The organism is Hymenobacter translucens, assembly GCF_020685205.1.
GTDB classification, from domain to species: domain Bacteria; phylum Bacteroidota; class Bacteroidia; order Cytophagales; family Hymenobacteraceae; genus Hymenobacter; species Hymenobacter translucens.
The window spans coordinates 205,285-220,881 of the sequence record NZ_JAJERB010000003.1; the positions used below are offsets into that span (position 1 = coordinate 205,285).

Below are 15,597 nucleotides of genomic sequence, written 5' to 3' on the forward strand. Positions count from 1 at the left end.
GCTCCGAACGGGTAATTACAGCCGAAAGATAAAATATTCCCCGCCGTTTGCGGCCATTTTGGTGGTGCGAATGCCAAAACCCGCGGTTTCGGCCACGTTTCTGCCGTAATTCCCGCCCTGGTTGCCCCTTGGGGCTTTCACTCCTCGCCCGCATCTTCCTGCTCTTATGGTCAACGCCATCGGTATTATCCCCGCCCGCTACGCCTCCACCCGCCTGCCCGGCAAGCCGTTGGTTGACCTGGGCGGTAAATCCATGATTCAGCGCGTGGTGGAGCAGGCCCGGCAGGCAAACCTCAGTCGGGTGGTGGTGGCCACCGACGATGCGCGCATTCTCGACCACGTACTGGGCTTCGGCGGCGAGGCCGTGCTGACCAGCCCCGACCACCCCAGCGGCACCGACCGGGTGTTCGATGCCTACCAGCAGCTCGGCGTTCCGGTCGACTGCATTATCAACATCCAGGGTGACGAGCCCTTCATTCATCCAACTCAGATCAATGCGCTGGTTGAGTTGTTTGCCAATGAATCCCGGCCCCAGCTGGCCACGCTCGTCAAGCCGGTCGTCAGCGCCGAGGAGCTGCACAGCCCCCATATGCCCAAGGTTGTGCTCGACCGGCAGGGCTACGCGCTGTACTTCAGCCGCCACCCCCTGCCCTACCAGCGCCAGCACCCGCCCGAAGCCTGGCTTGACCATCACCGTTACCTGCGCCACATCGGCCTCTACGCCTACCGCCCCGACATCCTGGCGGAAATCACGCGCCTGCCTCCCTCGTCCCTGGAGCTGGCGGAAAGCCTGGAGCAGCTGCGCTGGCTTGAGCACGGCTACCGCATCCTGACCGCCGAAACCGAGCTGGCTACCCTCGGCATCGATACGCCCGAGGACGTAGAGCGAGCCTTAATTCAATTAAGAATTAAGAATTAAGAATTAAGAATTAAGAATTAAGAATTTGGTACTCGACTGGAAACGCAGGGTTGCCAAAGTATCACTTCTTAATTATTCATTACTAATTATTATTTACTTCAGCGCAGCTGAGGAGCTACACGGGTGCCCAGCAGTTCGATGGACCGGGTAAGCTTTTCGTGGGGCAGGGTGGCGACGTCGAGCTGGAACGTAACCCGGCTGATGCCGCCCAGCGCCTCGCTGTGGCGCAGGATCTTGGCACCCACTTCCTCGGGACTGCCGACCAGCAGCGCGCCCAGCGGGCCGGCCTGGGCATCAAACTGCGGTTGGGTAACCGGCATTCCGCCCCGCTCCCGGGCCCGCTTGCTGAAGGTGCGCGCGTAGCCGGGGTAAAAGTCCTCGACGGCCTGCTCGGTGGTTTCGGCCACGTAGCCCAGAGAGTGTAAGCCCACCTGCAGGGCTTCGGGCGCATGTCCGGCCCGGCGCCCGGCTTCCCGGTACAGGTCAATCAGCGGCCGGAACCGGTGCGTTTCGCCCCCGATAATGGCGACCATCAGCGGCAAACCCAGGGCCCCGGCCCGCACGAATGACTGCGGCGTACCGCCCACGCCCAGCCAGATGGGAAACGGCTGCTGTACCGGCCGTGGATACACGCCCTGACCGGTCAGCGCCGGCCGGAACCGGCCCGACCAGTGCACGTGCTCCTGGTCGCGCACCTGAAGCAGCAAATCCAGCTTTTCGGCGAACAGGGCGTCGTAGTCTTCCAGATCGTAGCCAAACAGCGGAAACGCTTCGATGGACGAGCCCCGGCCCACTACCAGCTCGGCCCGGCCCTGGGAAATCAGGTCGAGGGTGGCAAACTGCTGGAACACCCGTACCGGGTCGGCGGCGCTGAGCACCGTCACGGCGCTGGTCAGGCGAATACGGCTGGTGCGGGCGGCCGCGGCGGCCAGGATGACGGCCGTTGCCGAGTCGAGGTATTCCGGGCGGTGGTGCTCCCCGATGCCGAACACGTCGAGGCCAACCTGCTCGGCCAGCACAATCCGGTCGAGCAGCTCCTGCATGGCGTCGGCGCCCCGCAGGGTCGTGCCGGTGCCGTTATCCAGCAGGGCGGCCGCGAAGGAGTCAATTCCGATTTCCATGATATGCTGTTTTAAGCTAATTTCTGCGTGCGGGTTTCAATAGCCGGGGGTTAATCGAAGGGTGCCTTAGCCAAACCAAAGGCGGTCATTCCGAGCGTAGCCGAGGAATGCCGATTTTCCAACATAATGATTTCAGCCCCCGGCTTTCTTGGCCTTGTAACCCGCCTTGAGGAGCACGTCGAGCACCTTGTCGCGGAAGTCGCCCTGAATCAGGATTTCCCCGTCCTTGACGTTGCCGCCCACGGCGCACTTGGTTTTGAGCAGCTTGCCCAGGGTCTGCAGGTCCTCGTCCTTGCCTACGAAGCCGGTGATGAGCGTGACCTGCTTGCCGCCCCGGCTTTTCTTGTCGAGCTGCACGCGCAGGTTCTGCTGCTGGGGCGGCAGCGTAACGGCTTCTTCGCCCCCGGTCTGCTGGTATTCAAAGTCGGGGTTTGTCGAGTAAACAACCCCTTCGCGCCGGTTCTTCATAAGGTCTGTTTTGGGAGAGTATAGCGTTCTGCTTTTCTTTTTCAGTCGTGGTTGCTGGAACAGCAAAGGGGGCGTTTCTGATTCCGTGCACTCCATTTAAGGCTTCCCTCGCACGGATACCTGCACCGCTCCCTTAAACCGCTACCTCCAGCTCCAGGTGCGTGAGCGTCACCTCGTATTCCTGGGCGTCGGCCACGTAGTCGCCGTCGACGTGGAAGCCGATGGGCGCGGCAGCCCGGACCAGCACGTGGCGGGTGGTGTGGTAAACAGCGGCCTTGGAAGCGGGCAGATTACCGAGGGCCAGCCCCAGGCTTACCCGCAGCGCCCGGGTTACGGGCAGGGCATCAATCAGGCAGAGGTCGAGCAGCCCGTCCCGGACGTCGGCCAGAGGCGCGATGTAGGCATTGTTGCCGTACTGGGCCGCATTGGCAAAGGCCAGCACGTAGCAGTCGGTTTCAAAGGTCTGCTCGTTGAGCGTAACGGTAACCGGCGTGGGCTGGTAGGTGCGGTACTCGCGCAGCGCCACCTTCACGTAAGTGCTCAGGCCCCGGGTGCCGGCCGAAGCAAACATCTTGCTCACGTGGGCGTCGAAGCCCAGGCCCGCGGTGCAGAAAAACGCCCGCCCGTTGATGCGGCCCACGTCAATCTGCTGAAAGGTGGGCGCCGCCATTCGCTGCACGGCCCCGGCCAGCGTAAGGGGCACTTCCAGGTGGCGGGCCAGGCCGTTGCCCGAGCCCCGGGGCACGATGCCCAGCGCCGCCTGTGTACCCAGCAGCCCGCAGGCTACCTCGTTCACCGTCCCATCCCCGCCGACCGCGGCCACGATGCGGAACCCGGCCCGGGCAGCGGCCCGGGCCAGCTCGGTGGCGTGCCCGGCAGCCGCCGTCAGCTGGATTTCGTACTCCACCCCGGCCTCTTCAGCGGCGGCAGCCAGCAGCGCGGGCACGTCCTGCTGCCGGTTGGTGCCCGACATGGGGTTTAAGATAAAGCAGATGCGGGCCATAGGGAGATAAGGGTACGGGGAACTGCATGGTACGGGCGGCGCAAAAAGAAAGCCTACCCGGACCGGGCAGGCTTTCCTTTTACTTTCAGCAGCGTCCGAAGACTACTTGCTCATGGCCACGCCCAGCTTCTGGATCAGGTCGGCGGTGCGGGTGCTGTAGCCGGTCTCGTTGTCGTACCAGCCGATTACCTTGGCCAGCGTGCCGTTGGCCGACGTCAGCTCGGAGTCGAAGATGCAGCTGTGGGGGTTGCCCACGATGTCGATGCTCACGATGGGGTCGGTGGTGTACTCGATGATGCCCTTCATGGCACCCTGAGCGGCCGACTTCAGCGCCTCGTTGATCTGCTCTTTCGTGGCTTCCTTTTTCAGGATAACGGTCAGGTCGGTCATCGAGCCGTCCGGCACGGGCACGCGCATGGCGAGGCCGTCGAGCTTGCCTTTCAGCGTGGGCAGCACCAGACCCACGGCCTTGGCGGCGCCGGTGCTGGTGGGGATGATGCTGTAGGCGGCGGCGCGGGCGCGGCGCAGGTCCTTGTGGGGGGCGTCCTGCAGGTTCTGGTCGGAGGTGTAGGCGTGCACCGTGGTGATGTAGCCTTTCTCAATGCCGAATACCTCGTCGAGGACCTTGGCCATCGGGGCCAGGCAGTTGGTGGTGCAGCTGGCGTTGGAGATGATGGTCTCGTTGCCGGTCAGGATGTCTTCGTTGACGCCCAGTACTACCGTCGGGATGTTGCCGGTAGCGGGAGCGGAAATAACTACTTTCTTGGCACCAGCGGTGATGTGCTGACCAGCGCCGGCCTCGTCCACGAAGCGGCCGGTCGACTCGAGCACTACGTCAACGCCCATCTTGCCCCAGGGCAGAAGCTTGGGGTCACGCTCGGCCAGGGCCGCGATGCGCACGCCGTTTACGGTCAGGCTTTCTTCGTCGTAGGCCACGGTGCCGTCGAAGCGGCCGTGCACGGAGTCGTACTTCAGCAGGTGAGCCAGCGTCTTGTTGTCGGTGAGGTCGTTGATGGCAACGATTTCCACGTTGTCGCGGCTGAGCAGCGACTTGAACGTCAGGCGACCAATGCGGCCGAAACCGTTGATGGCGACTTTTATTTTAGCCATAATGCGGGAAAGTGGTTAACGGCCCTGCGCGGGACCGGGGTTGGGAAACGCGGAGCGAAGGTACGGGGTGGGTATATAACCGCCAAATCGGGCCTGATTTAGCAAGCCCGACCGTATAGCGGGCCGTTACTTTTTTCGTCAGCCGGCGCTTTTCTCCCGTAGAAACCGGCATTACGACCATTTATCCGCCCGATGCCCCGCACCCTTATCGTTTCCAACCGCCTCCCTACCAAAGCCCAGCGCACCGAGGCCGGTGTGTCGTTCACGCCCAGTGAGGGCGGCCTGGCCACCGGCCTGGGCTCGATCTACAAAGCCAACGACGGGCAGTGGATCGGCTGGCCCGGCCTCTACCTCGACTCCGAAGCCGAGGAAGCCCAGGTAACCGAGGAGCTGCGCGCCGACAGCATGACGCCGGTGTTCCTGACCGAAACTGAAATCAAGGAATTTTACGAGGGCTTCAGCAACGAAACGCTCTGGCCTACCTTCCACTACTTCGCGCAGTACGCGGTCTACGACCAGCAGTACTGGGAATCGTACGTGGCCGTAAACGAGAAATTCTGCCGGGCCGTGCTGGCCGTGGCTCACCCCGACGACACCATCTGGGTGCACGACTACCAGCTTTTGCTGCTGCCCCAGCTGCTGCGCAAGGCCCTGCCCGAAGCCAGCATCGGCTTTTTCCTGCATATCCCCTTCCCTTCCCAGGAAATCCTGCGGGTGCTGCCCTGGCGCACCCAGCTGCTGGAAGGTATGCTCGGGGCCGACCTGATCGGCTTTCACACCTTTGGCTACATGCGCCACTTCCTGAGCTCGGTGCACCAGCTGCTGGGCTTTGCCAACCAGAACGGGCTCATTGATGCCGGCTCCCGCTCGGTGCAGGTCGACGCCTTCCCGATGGGCATTGACTACGACAAGTACGCGCAGCTGGCGACGACGCCCGAAACCAAGGCTGTTCTCGAAACCTACCGCCAGGCGTTGCAGACGCCCCACGTCATCCTGAGCATCGACCGCCTCGACTACACCAAGGGTATTGCCGAGCGCCTGCGGGCGTTTGAGCTGCTGCTCAAGCGCTACCCCGAGCTGTGCGAGCAGGTGTGCCTGCTGATGGTCGTGGTGCCTTCCCGCGACCAGGTGGAGAAGTACAAGGAGCTGAAAGAGGAAATCGACGAGCTGGTAGGCCGCATCAACGGCACCTACCGCACCCTTACCTGGAACCCGATTCAGTACTTCTACCGCTCGTTTTCCCTCGAGGAGCTGTCGGCCATGTACTGCGTGGCCGACGTGGCCCTCGTCACGCCTATGCGCGACGGCATGAACCTGGTCGCCAAGGAGTTCGTAGCCAGCCAGACCCAGCAGCGTGGGGTATTGATTCTAAGCGAGCGGGCCGGGGCCGCCCGGGAGCTGTCCGACGCCCTCATCATCAACCCCACCGATACCAGTCAGCTCGCCGACACCATGCGCGAAGCCCTGGCGATGCCCGAGGAAGAGCAGATCCAGCGGATGAGCGCCATGCAGGAGCTCGTGCAGCGCTACAACGTGCACCACTGGGTGCAGCTGTTCATGGACCGCCTGCAGTACATCAAGCTCAAGCAGCAGACTCTGGCTACGTTTGAGCTCGACGAAGCCGCCCGGAGCGCGTTGGTACAGGGCTATGGGCAGGCAGGAAAACGCCTGCTCTTCCTGGATTACGACGGCACGCTGGTCGGCTTTAACCGCGCCCCCCAGCGGGCCCGCCCCGACCAGGAGCTGCTTCAGCTGCTGACGGATCTGGCCGCCGACGAGCGGAACCGCGTGGTGGTCATCAGCGGGCGCGACCGGCAGACCCTGGCGCAGTGGCTGGGCCACCTGCCCATCGACCTGATCTGTGAGCACGGGGCCTGGCTGCGCCCCCGGGGCGAGGAATGGACCACGATTCAGCCGTTGAACAGCCTCTGGAAACGGGAAATCCGCCCGCTGCTGGAGCTGCACGTCGACCGCACGGCCGGGGCGTTTATCGAGGAAAAGGAATTTTCCCTGGCCTGGCACTACCGCCGCGTCGATGCTGACCTGGGCGAGCTGCGCTCCCGGGAGCTGAGCAACCACCTGCACTTTCTGGCCTCGAACACCGACCTGCAGGTACTGGAAGGCAACAAGGTGGTAGAAGTGAAGAATGCCGGCGTGCACAAGGGCGCCGCCACGGCCCGCTGGGTCGACACCTACCCGGCCGACTTCATCCTGGCCCTCGGTGACGACCGGACCGACGAGGACATTTTCCGGGCCCTTCCCGACTCGGCTTATACCATCAAGGTCGGCCAGACCGTCCGCTCCCTGGCCCGCTACCACGTCACCGACTGGCAGGCCGTGCGCGTTCTGCTGCGGGAGTTAGCTGATTCAGCTGCTGGCCAATAGCTATTGGCTGCTAGCTCTCGGCTGATAGCTTTTGCTTCTTGTTTACTCCGAAACCGGGGCTGCCGGGGTGTTGCGGCGGAAGTTGTAGGCCAGGCCCAGCATCGTGCGGAGGTAGCCGCCGTCGAGGTAGCGGTTGGCGTAGGGCGCCAGCTCAAACACAACCTGAAGGTTGCGGTGGTTGGGCAGGGGCTTGATGCGGGTCCCGAAGGTGAGCGAGTAGCCGTTGACCAGCGGCAGCTCATTCACCGCGTACAGCGGATTAGTGTTCAAACCCAGGCCGGTATAGTAGTTCACCCAGCTACCCCGCTTCACATTCACCACGCCCTGTACTTCCACGTTCACGTTGGAAATAAAGGTGTTGGTTTCCAGATTCAGTCCGCCCCACACCCGCCGCTCGGTATCGGAGCTGACGCCCAGCACCGACTGAAACGGGAAGTACGTGACGGCCACCTGCGCAGCCGCCGACTGGCTGACGACCAGACCAGTCAAAAGAAGAAGCACTCTTGTCATTAGCGGGCCAGGATGCAGTAGGCGGGTTTGGGTTGGTAGTTGTCGTCGAATAGCAAGGGGTAGTCGTCGCGCTGGAAGTAGCGGCGAATCCAGGTGTTCTGGTCGCTGATGCCCCAGAACGTAATGCCGTACTGCTGGTCCCGGGGCAATTCCTGGTAGGTGCGCACCAGAAACGCGAGCTTGTCGGCCTGGCGCTGGAGCAGTTCCCTGTTGGGTGTCACCGCCTTGCCCAGCGGGTTCACCGCAACGTCGATTTCCGACAGGTGAATCTTCAGGCCGGTTTGCTGCACCTCGCCCAGGGCTTCGGCAATCTGGGTGTTCTCGGGGTTCAGAATCGAGATGTGCATCTGCAAACCCAGCCCATGAACGGGAACCCCGCGCTGTCGCATGGTACGGAGCCAGCTCAGCACCGCCCGGCGCTTGACGGGGTTGGAGTCGAGGTCGTAGTCGTTGTAGAACAGCAGCGCCTCAGGGTCGGCTTCGTGGGCGTAGCGGAAGGCTTTTTCGAGGTAGGTGGCGCCCAAATGCTGCTTCCAGATGGTGCTGCGCAGGGTGCCATCGGCTTCAAACGCCTCGTTCACCACGTCCCAGCCCGCCACCCGACCACGAAAGTGCCGGACCACGGTCTGAATGTGGTCTTTAAACAGGGCCTCCCAGTCGGCCGGAGAGCCGGCAAAGGCCCACATCCAACCCGGCAGCTGCTGGTGCCAGATCAGCACGTGGCCGTGCAGGCGCTGGTTGCTGGCTTGGCTGAAGTCGGCCAGCGCGTCGGCCTCCGCCCAGTAATACTGCCCGGGGCCGGGGTGCAGGTAGCTGGGCTTAAAGCAGTTTTCGGGCGTGACGCTGTTGAACTGCCGGCGGGCCAGCTCATCGTACGCCGTGCCCCGGCCCAGCTCGATCATGCTGATGGCCGCGCCCACCGGAAACGGATAGTAGCCATGCAGGGGCTGGGCCGCGTCGCACTGCGTCAGCGGTTCCTTTTGACAGGCAGCAAGGCCGACGAGGGTCAGCAGCAAAAGGCAGAATCGAAGCACGACAAACAGCAAGTGAGGCCGACAATGCTGCCAGCGGGCAAACTTGTCGGCCTCAAAGCTAAACCGGAAAGCAAGGAAACCGGCCGGCCTACAGAAAATTCGGCAGGTCCAGCTTTTTGGCAATGCGGTACGCGGCATTCACGAGGCCTACGTGGCTGTAGGCCTGGGGGAAGTTGCCCCACTGCGAGCCGGTGCGGGCGTCCACGTCCTCACTGAGCAGCCCCACGTGGTTGGTATAGCTGATCAGGTGCTCGAACTCCCGGATGGCGTCGTCGAGGCGGCCCACGCAGGCCAGGGCTTCCACGTACCAGAAAGAGCAGATCAGGAAGGTGGTTTCGGGCGTGCCGAAGTCGTCGGCGTGGCGGTAGCGGTAAAACAGGCCGTTGGGCGTCTTCAGCTCTTTTTCCAGCTCCACCAGGTGGGTGCGGGCCAGGTCGGAGGCCGGGTCGAGGTACCCCATCAAAATCAGCTGCATAGTGCTGGCGTCGAGGTGGGGCGAGCCGATGGCGTTGGTGTACACGCCCCGGCGCGGGTCGAAGCAGCCTTCAATCTTGCTGCTGGCCTGCTCGGCCAGCTCGTCGGCCAAGGTTTCCATGTCGGGGTTGCCGAGGTAGCGGGCCAGCTTGCCGGCAGCCTGGGCCCCGGCCCAGTGAAACAGGTAGGTGTAGCAGTGGTACTGGGCAATGTGGCGAAACTCCCACAGCCCCGCGTCGGGCATGTCCATCGTCTGCTGAATCAGCCCCAGCGTCTGGTACATGAGCTTGGCGGTGGCGGCCCGCTCCTTGCTGGCGAAGCGCCGGTCCACGTACAGGGGCAGCAAAGCCAGCATTACCTGCCCGTACACGTCGTTCTGAATGTGGGTGTAGGCATCGTTGCCGATGCGCACGGGCTGGTTGCCCAGGTAGCCTTCCAGCGGCAGCTCTTCCTCCGTGAGCTTGGCCCGGCCGCTGATGCCGTACAGGGGCTGGTAGCGGTCCTTGGCGCCGGCCGTGGTGTTCACGATATAGTGAAAGTAGCGCTCCATCTCCTCGAAGTGGCCGATGTTGTTAAAGGCCGTGAGGGTATAGTAGGTGTCACGCATCCAGCAGTAGCGGTAGTCCCAGTTGCGGGTGCTGCCGGGCGCTTCGGGCAGCGACGTGGTGCAGGCGGCAATGATGGCGCCGGTGTCCTCGTACTGGTGAATCTTGAGGGCCAGGGCCGAGCGCAGCACCTGCGCCTGGTAGAAGGAGCCGATGCTGGTGCTTTTCACCCACTGCCGCCAGTAATCCTCGGTGGAGCGCAGAAACTGCTCCACGGTGCTTTCCAGCGGAGCTTCGAGCGGGGCCCCGTAGGTTAGCACCAGGTACTTGGTTTCGTTGAGCACGAACAGCTCCTCGTCTAGGATGTACGTGAGCGGAATGTTGGTGGTCAGCCGGATTTCCTCTTCCAGGCCGAGGTAGGCAATGTGGTTGGAGCTGCGGCGTCGGCCCAGGGTCTGCTCCCCGTAGCTGCCCATCGGCTGGCAGCTGACCCGCACCCGGGGGGCGCCGGCCAGGGGCTCGAGCTTGCGCACCACCATCAGGGGCTTGTAGTACCGGTCGTACTGCGGGAAGCGGGGGGCAAAATCCGTAACCCGGTAAGCGCCGTCGGCACACTCGATTTCGGTGCACAGCACGTTGGTGTTCTCGACGTAATACTGGTTGGACTGGAAGTCGGCCGAGGCGGGCAAGATGGCGAAGGAGCCGCCCTTCTGCCGGTCAAGCAGGGAGCCGAATACGAAGCTGCTGTCGAAGCGGGGCCAGCACAGCCACGCCACGGAGGTGTCTTTCCGGATCAGGGCCAGATAGGCGCAGTTGCCGATCAGGCCCATGTCGTAGGTATGTTTGCTCATGAGCAGGAGTTGCAGGGATTTAAGGAAGGCCCGTGGAAAGGCATGGCTTCGTTTACCCCGGCAACGGACGTAGGGTTACTGCTTGTTTAGGCTCAATTCAGACGGCAGTCTGCCCGGGGCCGCCAAATTTTTATCCCTGAAAGTCAGTCTATTTCCGGCGTGGAGGGCTTTTTTTTCAAACCGGGTATTGCGCTGAAGATTCGCGCTATTATCTTTGCACCACTCTAAACGACTAAGGCACTTCACCTGGTCCGTTCGTCTAGGGGTTAGGACAGTAGATTTTCATTCTACCAACAGGGGTTCGATTCCCCTACGGACTACTAACCCTGTCGTTTTGAGAGAAAAAAGGCCCTTAGCGCAACGCTAAGGGCCTTTTTCTTTTTTGGGTGGCAAATTGGGTGGCAAATCAGTTGACTTGCGCTGAATTCCGCAACTGCCGCCGAGCAGCTAATTCATCCTCGACGTGCCCTGTGTCCTCCTCTTCCCAGGCAATCCGGAGCCGGGTCGGCAGGCGGTTAATTGCTTCGGTGTTCCGGTCGACCGCCGCAACAATCGGATCGGCGCTGCTGGTGGCCTTGCCGATGGCCGCCGTGCCGCCGCCTACGACGGCGCCGTCCTCCGCGTAGATGCCCCCGCCCTTGCGGCGCTGCACTGGTGCCCCGCCGCGGTACAAGCTGGTATCAATCAGGTCATCGACTAGCTCCTTGTTGTTGGCGTAGGTGTCGCGGGAGAGAATCATGTACGGCTCCCCTCGCTCCCACTCGCCCAGGTGCTCGCCCGTAGCACCGTCGACCATCCGGATGCCGCCGCCCGAGTGGCGCTGGCCCACGTCGGCCACGCCGGCAGTCGAGTTAATGCGGCCGCCCTGGGCGAACTGCCGCACCCGCTCCCGCCAGCCCGGGCGCGGAGCCCCTACTACGCCGCCCCTGGCAAACTCCGGAATCGGGGTCGCAATGATTTTGGCGACGGCACCAGCGGCGAGGATGCCGGTAGCGACCATCAGCGGGATGCTCGGCGCGGCCTTCAGCACGGCTAATGTGCCCTGGATGATACCCTGGGCTACGTTGAAGGACTTTTCCGTTTCGGCTGCCTTCTTCTTGATTGCCCGGCTCTGGGCGCTGTAATTGGTCTCAATCCCGACTTTCTGCTGCTCATACTGTTCTTTGCTCAGCTTGCCAGCCGCGAACTCCAGCTCCAGTTTCTGCAAACGGGCTTTTTTATCCTTGTCAATCTTCGTGAGCTCCTTGTCAGTAGCAATCTTCTGGAAGTCCTGCACCAGCTGAATCGCTTGGCTGCTCAACTCCAGCCACGTGGCCACCTTATCCCGTTCCCGCTTTTTCGCCCTCTCCGTGAAATCCTCGTCCAACTGGTCCCGGTCCTCGAGGTACTTGCGCTGAAGAGCCAGCTTCTCCCCCAGCGTCAGCCGGTCATTTGCCAAATCTTCCTCGAGCGCCAGGCGCAGGGCCTCAGCCTTGGCCGCTTTCTCCGCTCCCTCTTCGGCCTCGCCCCCTTTATAGAGCAGAGTTTTACCGCTGGCGCTGGCCTTACCCGATGCCCGTTCGGCCCGGCGCACGGCAATGTCGGCGTCGACCTGCTCGATGCGCCGCAGTATCGCCGTTTCCTGCTCTACGCGCTCCTCGGCCAGCCGAAGCAAGTCCTGCTCCAGCTTGGCGGCAATCAGCCGGCGCCCCTCGGCAATTTGGGCTTCGGTGCCCTTCAGCTTCTCCGCTTCCGCCACGGCGGCGGCCCGCAACTCAGCCGCCCGGCGCTTGTAGGCGTCCTTTTCCAGATCGGCCCGGCGCTTCAGGTTGGCCCGCTCCGCTTCCGCCTCTATCTCTGCCTGCTTCAGGGCCTCGGCAGCGGCTTTCTTCGCTTCTTCTGCCTGCTGTTTGGCGTAGGCTTGATTGAGCTTATTCAACTCGACCTGGGCCTTGCCCCGAATGACGGCTTTATCGGCAGCCGACTTCTTTTCCCCCTCCAGCTCCAGGTCCCGGGCCACGAGTACCAGCTGCTGCTTCAGCTTTAGCTCCTGCTCACTGCCCTCCTTGGTTTTGGACAGCCGAAGTTCCAGATCCGCCTGCAGCAACTTTAGCGCGTCAATGCGGGATTGCCGGTCGACCTCCGCTTCCTTCTCGGCGGCCTTCTTGGCCTGCTTCTGCCTCAGCTCGTTCCGCTGCTCCGTAACCTGGGCCTGCTTGGCGTGCTCCTGCTGCTCACGCTCCTGGAAGCCCTTGTGGTAAGCCTCGGATACCTGGGCCCCGACGCCCTTCAAATCACTGATTCCGGAGCGAATCAGCGCGATATTGCCGGTAAACACGCCCAGCAGCAGCTTGCCTACGCTACCGAGCGTATCGATGGCCACCTGCTTGATGTTGTTGAACACGAGCGTAGCCACCGCGCTGAGGCCCGCGAACGTTTCGCGGACCCGCTCACTGCGCTCGTAAAGCGTAATCAGGCCCCCAACCAGCAGCGCCACGGCCGCCACAACCATCCCGATGGGGTTGGCACTCATCGCGGCATTAAGCAGCCACTGTGCGGCGGCGCTGGCCCGGGTGGCGACGGCCCGCCCCTTCTCGACGGCCAGCTGCGCGAGCGTGCTGGCCGTGGCCCGAATGGTATGCAGGTTGAGGGTAAACAGGGCTACGCCCAGGGCAAGCAGCAGGGCCCGGTTCTCACTGAGGAACTCAGGGGCGGCCTTTAGTGCCTCGATGAATAAGCCGAGCGTTTGCAGGGCCTTGATATAAATCGGAATCAGGAATTCCCCTAGCTCGCGGCGGTACCGGGCGAAAGCCTTCTCCGATTTGTCGATTTCAGCGGCAGCGTTGGTGTTTTTCTTCTTGAACTCCTCCAGTAGGCTCGTGCCCTTCTCAAACTCAGCGGCGGCCAGCGCCTGCTTCTGGCGCACAATGTCGGTCTGGTTCGCCAGCAGCGAAACTACTTTGGTCGCCTCCTGGCTCTTGATGCCCAGCTTATCGAGGGTGCTGACGATTTCGGTGTTGCTGGCACCCTTCAGGCTCTCGGCCAGGCGCAGCAGCATCTCGTTCGGGTCCGAGTTAAGCAGCTTGGTAAACTCCTTCTCCGTCAGGCCCAGTTGCTGGGCGAACTTGCCCGTTTCCTTCGAGGCGGTAAGCAGCACGTTGGTCACGCCGCCGCTCGAAATCTCGGCCGACAGGCCCAGTTCCTGAAAAGCCGCGCCCAGACCCAGCGTCTGGGTAATCTCGGGAGCCAGGTCGCCCAGCTGACCAATGCGGGACGTGAACTCGGCAATCACCGGCGACGTGGCCGATCCATCGGCCCCCAGGGCATTCAACGCGGAGCCGATTTTGGTAATGGCTTTGTCGGGCTCGATTTCCTTCGTTTCCTTGAACAGCTTTTGTAGGCCGCCAATGGATTTGGTCACGTCGTCGACACCACCCGTAAACTCGTCGCCCAGGGCGACGACGGCCTGGTCCACGGACTCGGTGAATTCGTCGGCCCGGTCGGCGGCAACGCCCAGCTGGCCGGCCGCAATGGCAATGCCTTCGAGGTTTTCCTGGCTGGTGCGGGTGTCAATTCCCTCCAGCTGCTCGCGCAGGGCCCGGGCCTGCTCCGTGGACAGGTTCAGGCTTTTCTCCATGTCGGCTATGGAATCACTGCCCTTGGCCGCCGCATCGATGCTTTCGCTGGCCAACGCCTTCAGGCTGCCCACGAGCGACTCAATGCCCAGCTGAATACCGGTAAACGCCACCGACTTTTTGAGGAAGTTGAGCATCCCGTTGCCCGACTTCTCCAACTCGTCATCAATACCCCGGATTTCCTTCTTCACCTCCGCGAAGCGGGTATCTACTTCCTGCAGCTGCTTGGACTTCTGGATAAATGACTCGGTGCCTGGGGCCAGATCCCGCAGCTCCCGATTCAGCTGCCGGCTGAGCGTATTGAGCTGATTGTAGGACAACGAAGAGAGGCCAATTTGCTTCTGCAACTCCGCCATGCGGGTGTTGACCTGGCTGATTTCCTTGTTCTTGTCGATATACTCCTGGGTGCCCTTCTTTAGGCCCTTCAGATCCTCCTTGAGCAGCCCGGCCTTGCGGGTGAGGTTGTCGAGTTCGGTTTTCGACTGCGAACCGTCGATATCAAGCTCAATCTGGACTTTATCCTTTCGTACGGTAGCCATGACTTAGAATTTGATGCTGCCGGCGATGTGCGTCCCGGTCTGGGCCGCGTAGCGCGTAGCCACGGCATCGATGAAGCGGTTGATGGATTTGTAGAAGTTCTTGGCGAACCACGCCTTCGGGCGCACCTGCCCGCCGTCCCGCATCTTGGCCCGGGCCAGGCCCCACGCAATGCGGTTGATGGTGCGGGCATTGCCCAGGGGGCGGGACTTGAAGCCGTAGCCGGGCACGTAGGGAAAGTTGGTGATGCCTACTTTCTTCACGTAAGCCTCCATTTCCTCAATCGGCGGGGCTTTCGTGCGGCCTAGGTTCTTCATTTCCCGGATGCGGCCGTACTGCTCGAATTCGACGCCCATTTGGGCAATCTGCTCGACGGAGGTAGCCAGCACGGTGGTCTGAAGGGACTTGAGCAGCTCGGCGCTGAGGACGAGGCCGCGGGCCTGCAGCGCGGCCGCCAGCAGCTCCAGCACGTGGGTGGAGTACTCGCCTAATTCCTCGTCGATGATTCGCCGGAAATCGGCCTGGTAGTTCGTGCCCTCAGCCACGGAATAAGCGCGTCAGGAGCACGAGCACGATGATTGCGAGAACCAGGAGGCCAGCCACCGCATACACCCAGCCGGGCGTACCGCCCGTGGCGGTTTTCGACTTCTGGCGGCTCTTATCCTTCACGTTGCCGACGTTCTTCATCTTGATTTTGCCGACCGGGGCCCCGACGTTGCTCAGGGCCTTCGTCTGGGCCTCGAACCAATCGGCCTGCTGCCGGGGCGTGGCGTGGGCGGGGGCCGGCACTAGGTAGGCCGGCAGCTGGGCCACCCGCTCCAGCGAGTCGATATCGAGCGGGCGCACCAGCGGCGGCAGCTCCCGGGTGCCGGCGCAGCCCGCAATGCCGACCACCGCCAGCAGCACGGCCATGCCCGCCGTCAGGGCCAGCCAGTCACGCCGGCTGCAACAGAGAAAGTAGACGGCCGAGTAGAAAGCAGCCAGGTAAGCGAAGAGTAGCATAAGCCCGAAGCGGTTAGAGTGAAT

The 15,597-nt window shown here is 62.5% G+C and carries 12 protein-coding genes and 1 tRNA gene; 3 read left to right on the forward strand and 10 right to left on the reverse strand.

The window, feature by feature from the left end:
• Positions 1–166 precede the first annotated feature (166 nt).
• Positions 167–919: a 3-deoxy-manno-octulosonate cytidylyltransferase gene (gene kdsB / locus LJY25_RS08060; RefSeq protein ID WP_227607811.1), complete on the forward strand. Its 753-nt coding sequence runs from the start codon at positions 167–169 to the stop codon at positions 917–919.
• 98 nt (positions 920–1,017) lie between these two features.
• Here kdsB and LJY25_RS08065 read toward each other — a convergent pair whose 3' ends face one another.
• The 4 genes from LJY25_RS08065 to gap all read right to left on the reverse strand — a co-directional run bounded on the left by LJY25_RS08065 (position 1,018) and on the right by gap (position 4,621).
• A complete protein-coding gene (locus LJY25_RS08065) occupies positions 1,018–2,040 on the reverse strand; it encodes an LLM class flavin-dependent oxidoreductase (RefSeq protein WP_227607812.1) in 1,023 nt (340 codons plus the stop codon).
• Positions 2,041–2,172: 132 nt separating this feature from the next.
• A complete protein-coding gene (locus tag LJY25_RS08070) occupies positions 2,173–2,508 on the reverse strand; it encodes a translation initiation factor (RefSeq protein WP_227607813.1) in 336 nt (111 codons plus the stop codon).
• A 133-nt stretch (positions 2,509–2,641) separates the two neighbouring features.
• A complete protein-coding gene (locus LJY25_RS08075; RefSeq protein WP_227607814.1) occupies positions 2,642–3,511 on the reverse strand; it encodes a diacylglycerol/lipid kinase family protein in 870 nt (289 codons plus the stop codon).
• 102 nt (positions 3,512–3,613) lie between these two features.
• Positions 3,614–4,621 carry a type I glyceraldehyde-3-phosphate dehydrogenase gene (gene gap / locus LJY25_RS08080; protein WP_227607815.1) on the reverse strand — a complete coding sequence of 336 codons (1,008 nt, stop codon included), beginning with the start codon at positions 4,619–4,621 and terminating at the stop codon, positions 3,614–3,616.
• Between the two features lie 192 nt (positions 4,622–4,813).
• On the opposite strand from gap, the gene LJY25_RS08085 reads away from it, so the two are divergent.
• Complete coding sequence (locus tag LJY25_RS08085; RefSeq protein ID WP_227607816.1) at positions 4,814–7,006, forward strand: bifunctional alpha,alpha-trehalose-phosphate synthase (UDP-forming)/trehalose-phosphatase; 2,193 nt, start codon at positions 4,814–4,816, stop codon at positions 7,004–7,006.
• A 42-nt stretch (positions 7,007–7,048) separates the two neighbouring features.
• On the opposite strand, the gene LJY25_RS08090 is transcribed toward LJY25_RS08085, so the two are convergent.
• The 3 genes from LJY25_RS08090 to LJY25_RS08100 all read right to left on the reverse strand — a co-directional run bounded on the left by LJY25_RS08090 (position 7,049) and on the right by LJY25_RS08100 (position 10,420).
• Positions 7,049–7,516: a hypothetical protein gene (locus tag LJY25_RS08090; protein ID WP_227607817.1), complete on the reverse strand. Its 468-nt coding sequence runs from the start codon at positions 7,514–7,516 to the stop codon at positions 7,049–7,051.
• Positions 7,516–8,550, reverse strand: coding sequence for an endo-1,4-beta-xylanase (locus LJY25_RS08095; RefSeq protein ID WP_227607818.1), 1,035 nt, complete (start codon positions 8,548–8,550; stop codon positions 7,516–7,518). Before LJY25_RS08095 ends, LJY25_RS08090 begins: the two co-directional genes overlap by 1 nt.
• Before the next feature lie 88 nt (positions 8,551–8,638).
• A complete protein-coding gene (locus LJY25_RS08100) occupies positions 8,639–10,420 on the reverse strand; it encodes a glycoside hydrolase family 15 protein (protein ID WP_227607819.1) in 1,782 nt (593 codons plus the stop codon).
• A gap of 248 nt (positions 10,421–10,668) precedes the next feature.
• Here LJY25_RS08100 and LJY25_RS08105 point away from each other — a divergent pair.
• Positions 10,669–10,740: transfer RNA gene (locus LJY25_RS08105), tRNA-Glu, on the forward strand.
• An 86-nt stretch (positions 10,741–10,826) separates the two neighbouring features.
• Here LJY25_RS08105 and LJY25_RS08110 read toward each other — a convergent pair.
• Genes LJY25_RS08110 through LJY25_RS08120 form a run of 3 tightly spaced genes read right to left on the reverse strand, consistent with a single transcriptional unit; the run spans position 10,827 to position 15,573 of the window.
• Positions 10,827–14,573: a hypothetical protein gene (locus LJY25_RS08110; RefSeq protein WP_227607820.1), complete on the reverse strand. Its 3,747-nt coding sequence runs from the start codon at positions 14,571–14,573 to the stop codon at positions 10,827–10,829.
• 3 nt (positions 14,574–14,576) lie between these two features.
• The gene (locus LJY25_RS08115; protein WP_227607821.1) at positions 14,577–15,116 is read right to left on the reverse strand and encodes a hypothetical protein; all 540 of its coding nucleotides are present in this window, start codon (positions 15,114–15,116) and stop codon (positions 14,577–14,579) included.
• On the reverse strand, positions 15,109–15,573 hold the full coding sequence (locus tag LJY25_RS08120) for a hypothetical protein (protein ID WP_227607822.1): 465 nt from the start codon (positions 15,571–15,573) through the stop codon (positions 15,109–15,111). The genes LJY25_RS08115 and LJY25_RS08120 overlap by 8 nt, the downstream gene beginning before the upstream one ends.
• Between the last annotated feature and the right edge of the window lie 24 nt (positions 15,574–15,597).

Excerpts from the sequence above, each read along its gene's own strand:
- kdsB (WP_227607811.1), top strand. The coding sequence starts at position 167 with ATGGTCAACGCCATCGGTATTATCCCCGCCCGCTACGCCTCCACCCGC.
- LJY25_RS08065 (WP_227607812.1), bottom strand. The coding sequence starts at position 2,040 with ATGGAAATCGGAATTGACTCCTTCGCGGCCGCCCTGCTGGATAACGGC.
- LJY25_RS08070 (WP_227607813.1), bottom strand. The coding sequence starts at position 2,508 with ATGAAGAACCGGCGCGAAGGGGTTGTTTACTCGACAAACCCCGACTTT.
- LJY25_RS08075 (WP_227607814.1), bottom strand. The coding sequence starts at position 3,511 with ATGGCCCGCATCTGCTTTATCTTAAACCCCATGTCGGGCACCAACCGG.
- gap (WP_227607815.1), bottom strand. The coding sequence starts at position 4,621 with ATGGCTAAAATAAAAGTCGCCATCAACGGTTTCGGCCGCATTGGTCGC.
- LJY25_RS08085 (WP_227607816.1), top strand. The coding sequence starts at position 4,814 with ATGCCCCGCACCCTTATCGTTTCCAACCGCCTCCCTACCAAAGCCCAG.
- LJY25_RS08090 (WP_227607817.1), bottom strand. The coding sequence starts at position 7,516 with ATGACAAGAGTGCTTCTTCTTTTGACTGGTCTGGTCGTCAGCCAGTCG.
- LJY25_RS08100 (WP_227607819.1), bottom strand. The coding sequence starts at position 10,420 with ATGAGCAAACATACCTACGACATGGGCCTGATCGGCAACTGCGCCTAT.
- LJY25_RS08110 (WP_227607820.1), bottom strand. The coding sequence starts at position 14,573 with ATGGCTACCGTACGAAAGGATAAAGTCCAGATTGAGCTTGATATCGAC.
- LJY25_RS08120 (WP_227607822.1), bottom strand. The coding sequence starts at position 15,573 with ATGCTACTCTTCGCTTACCTGGCTGCTTTCTACTCGGCCGTCTACTTT.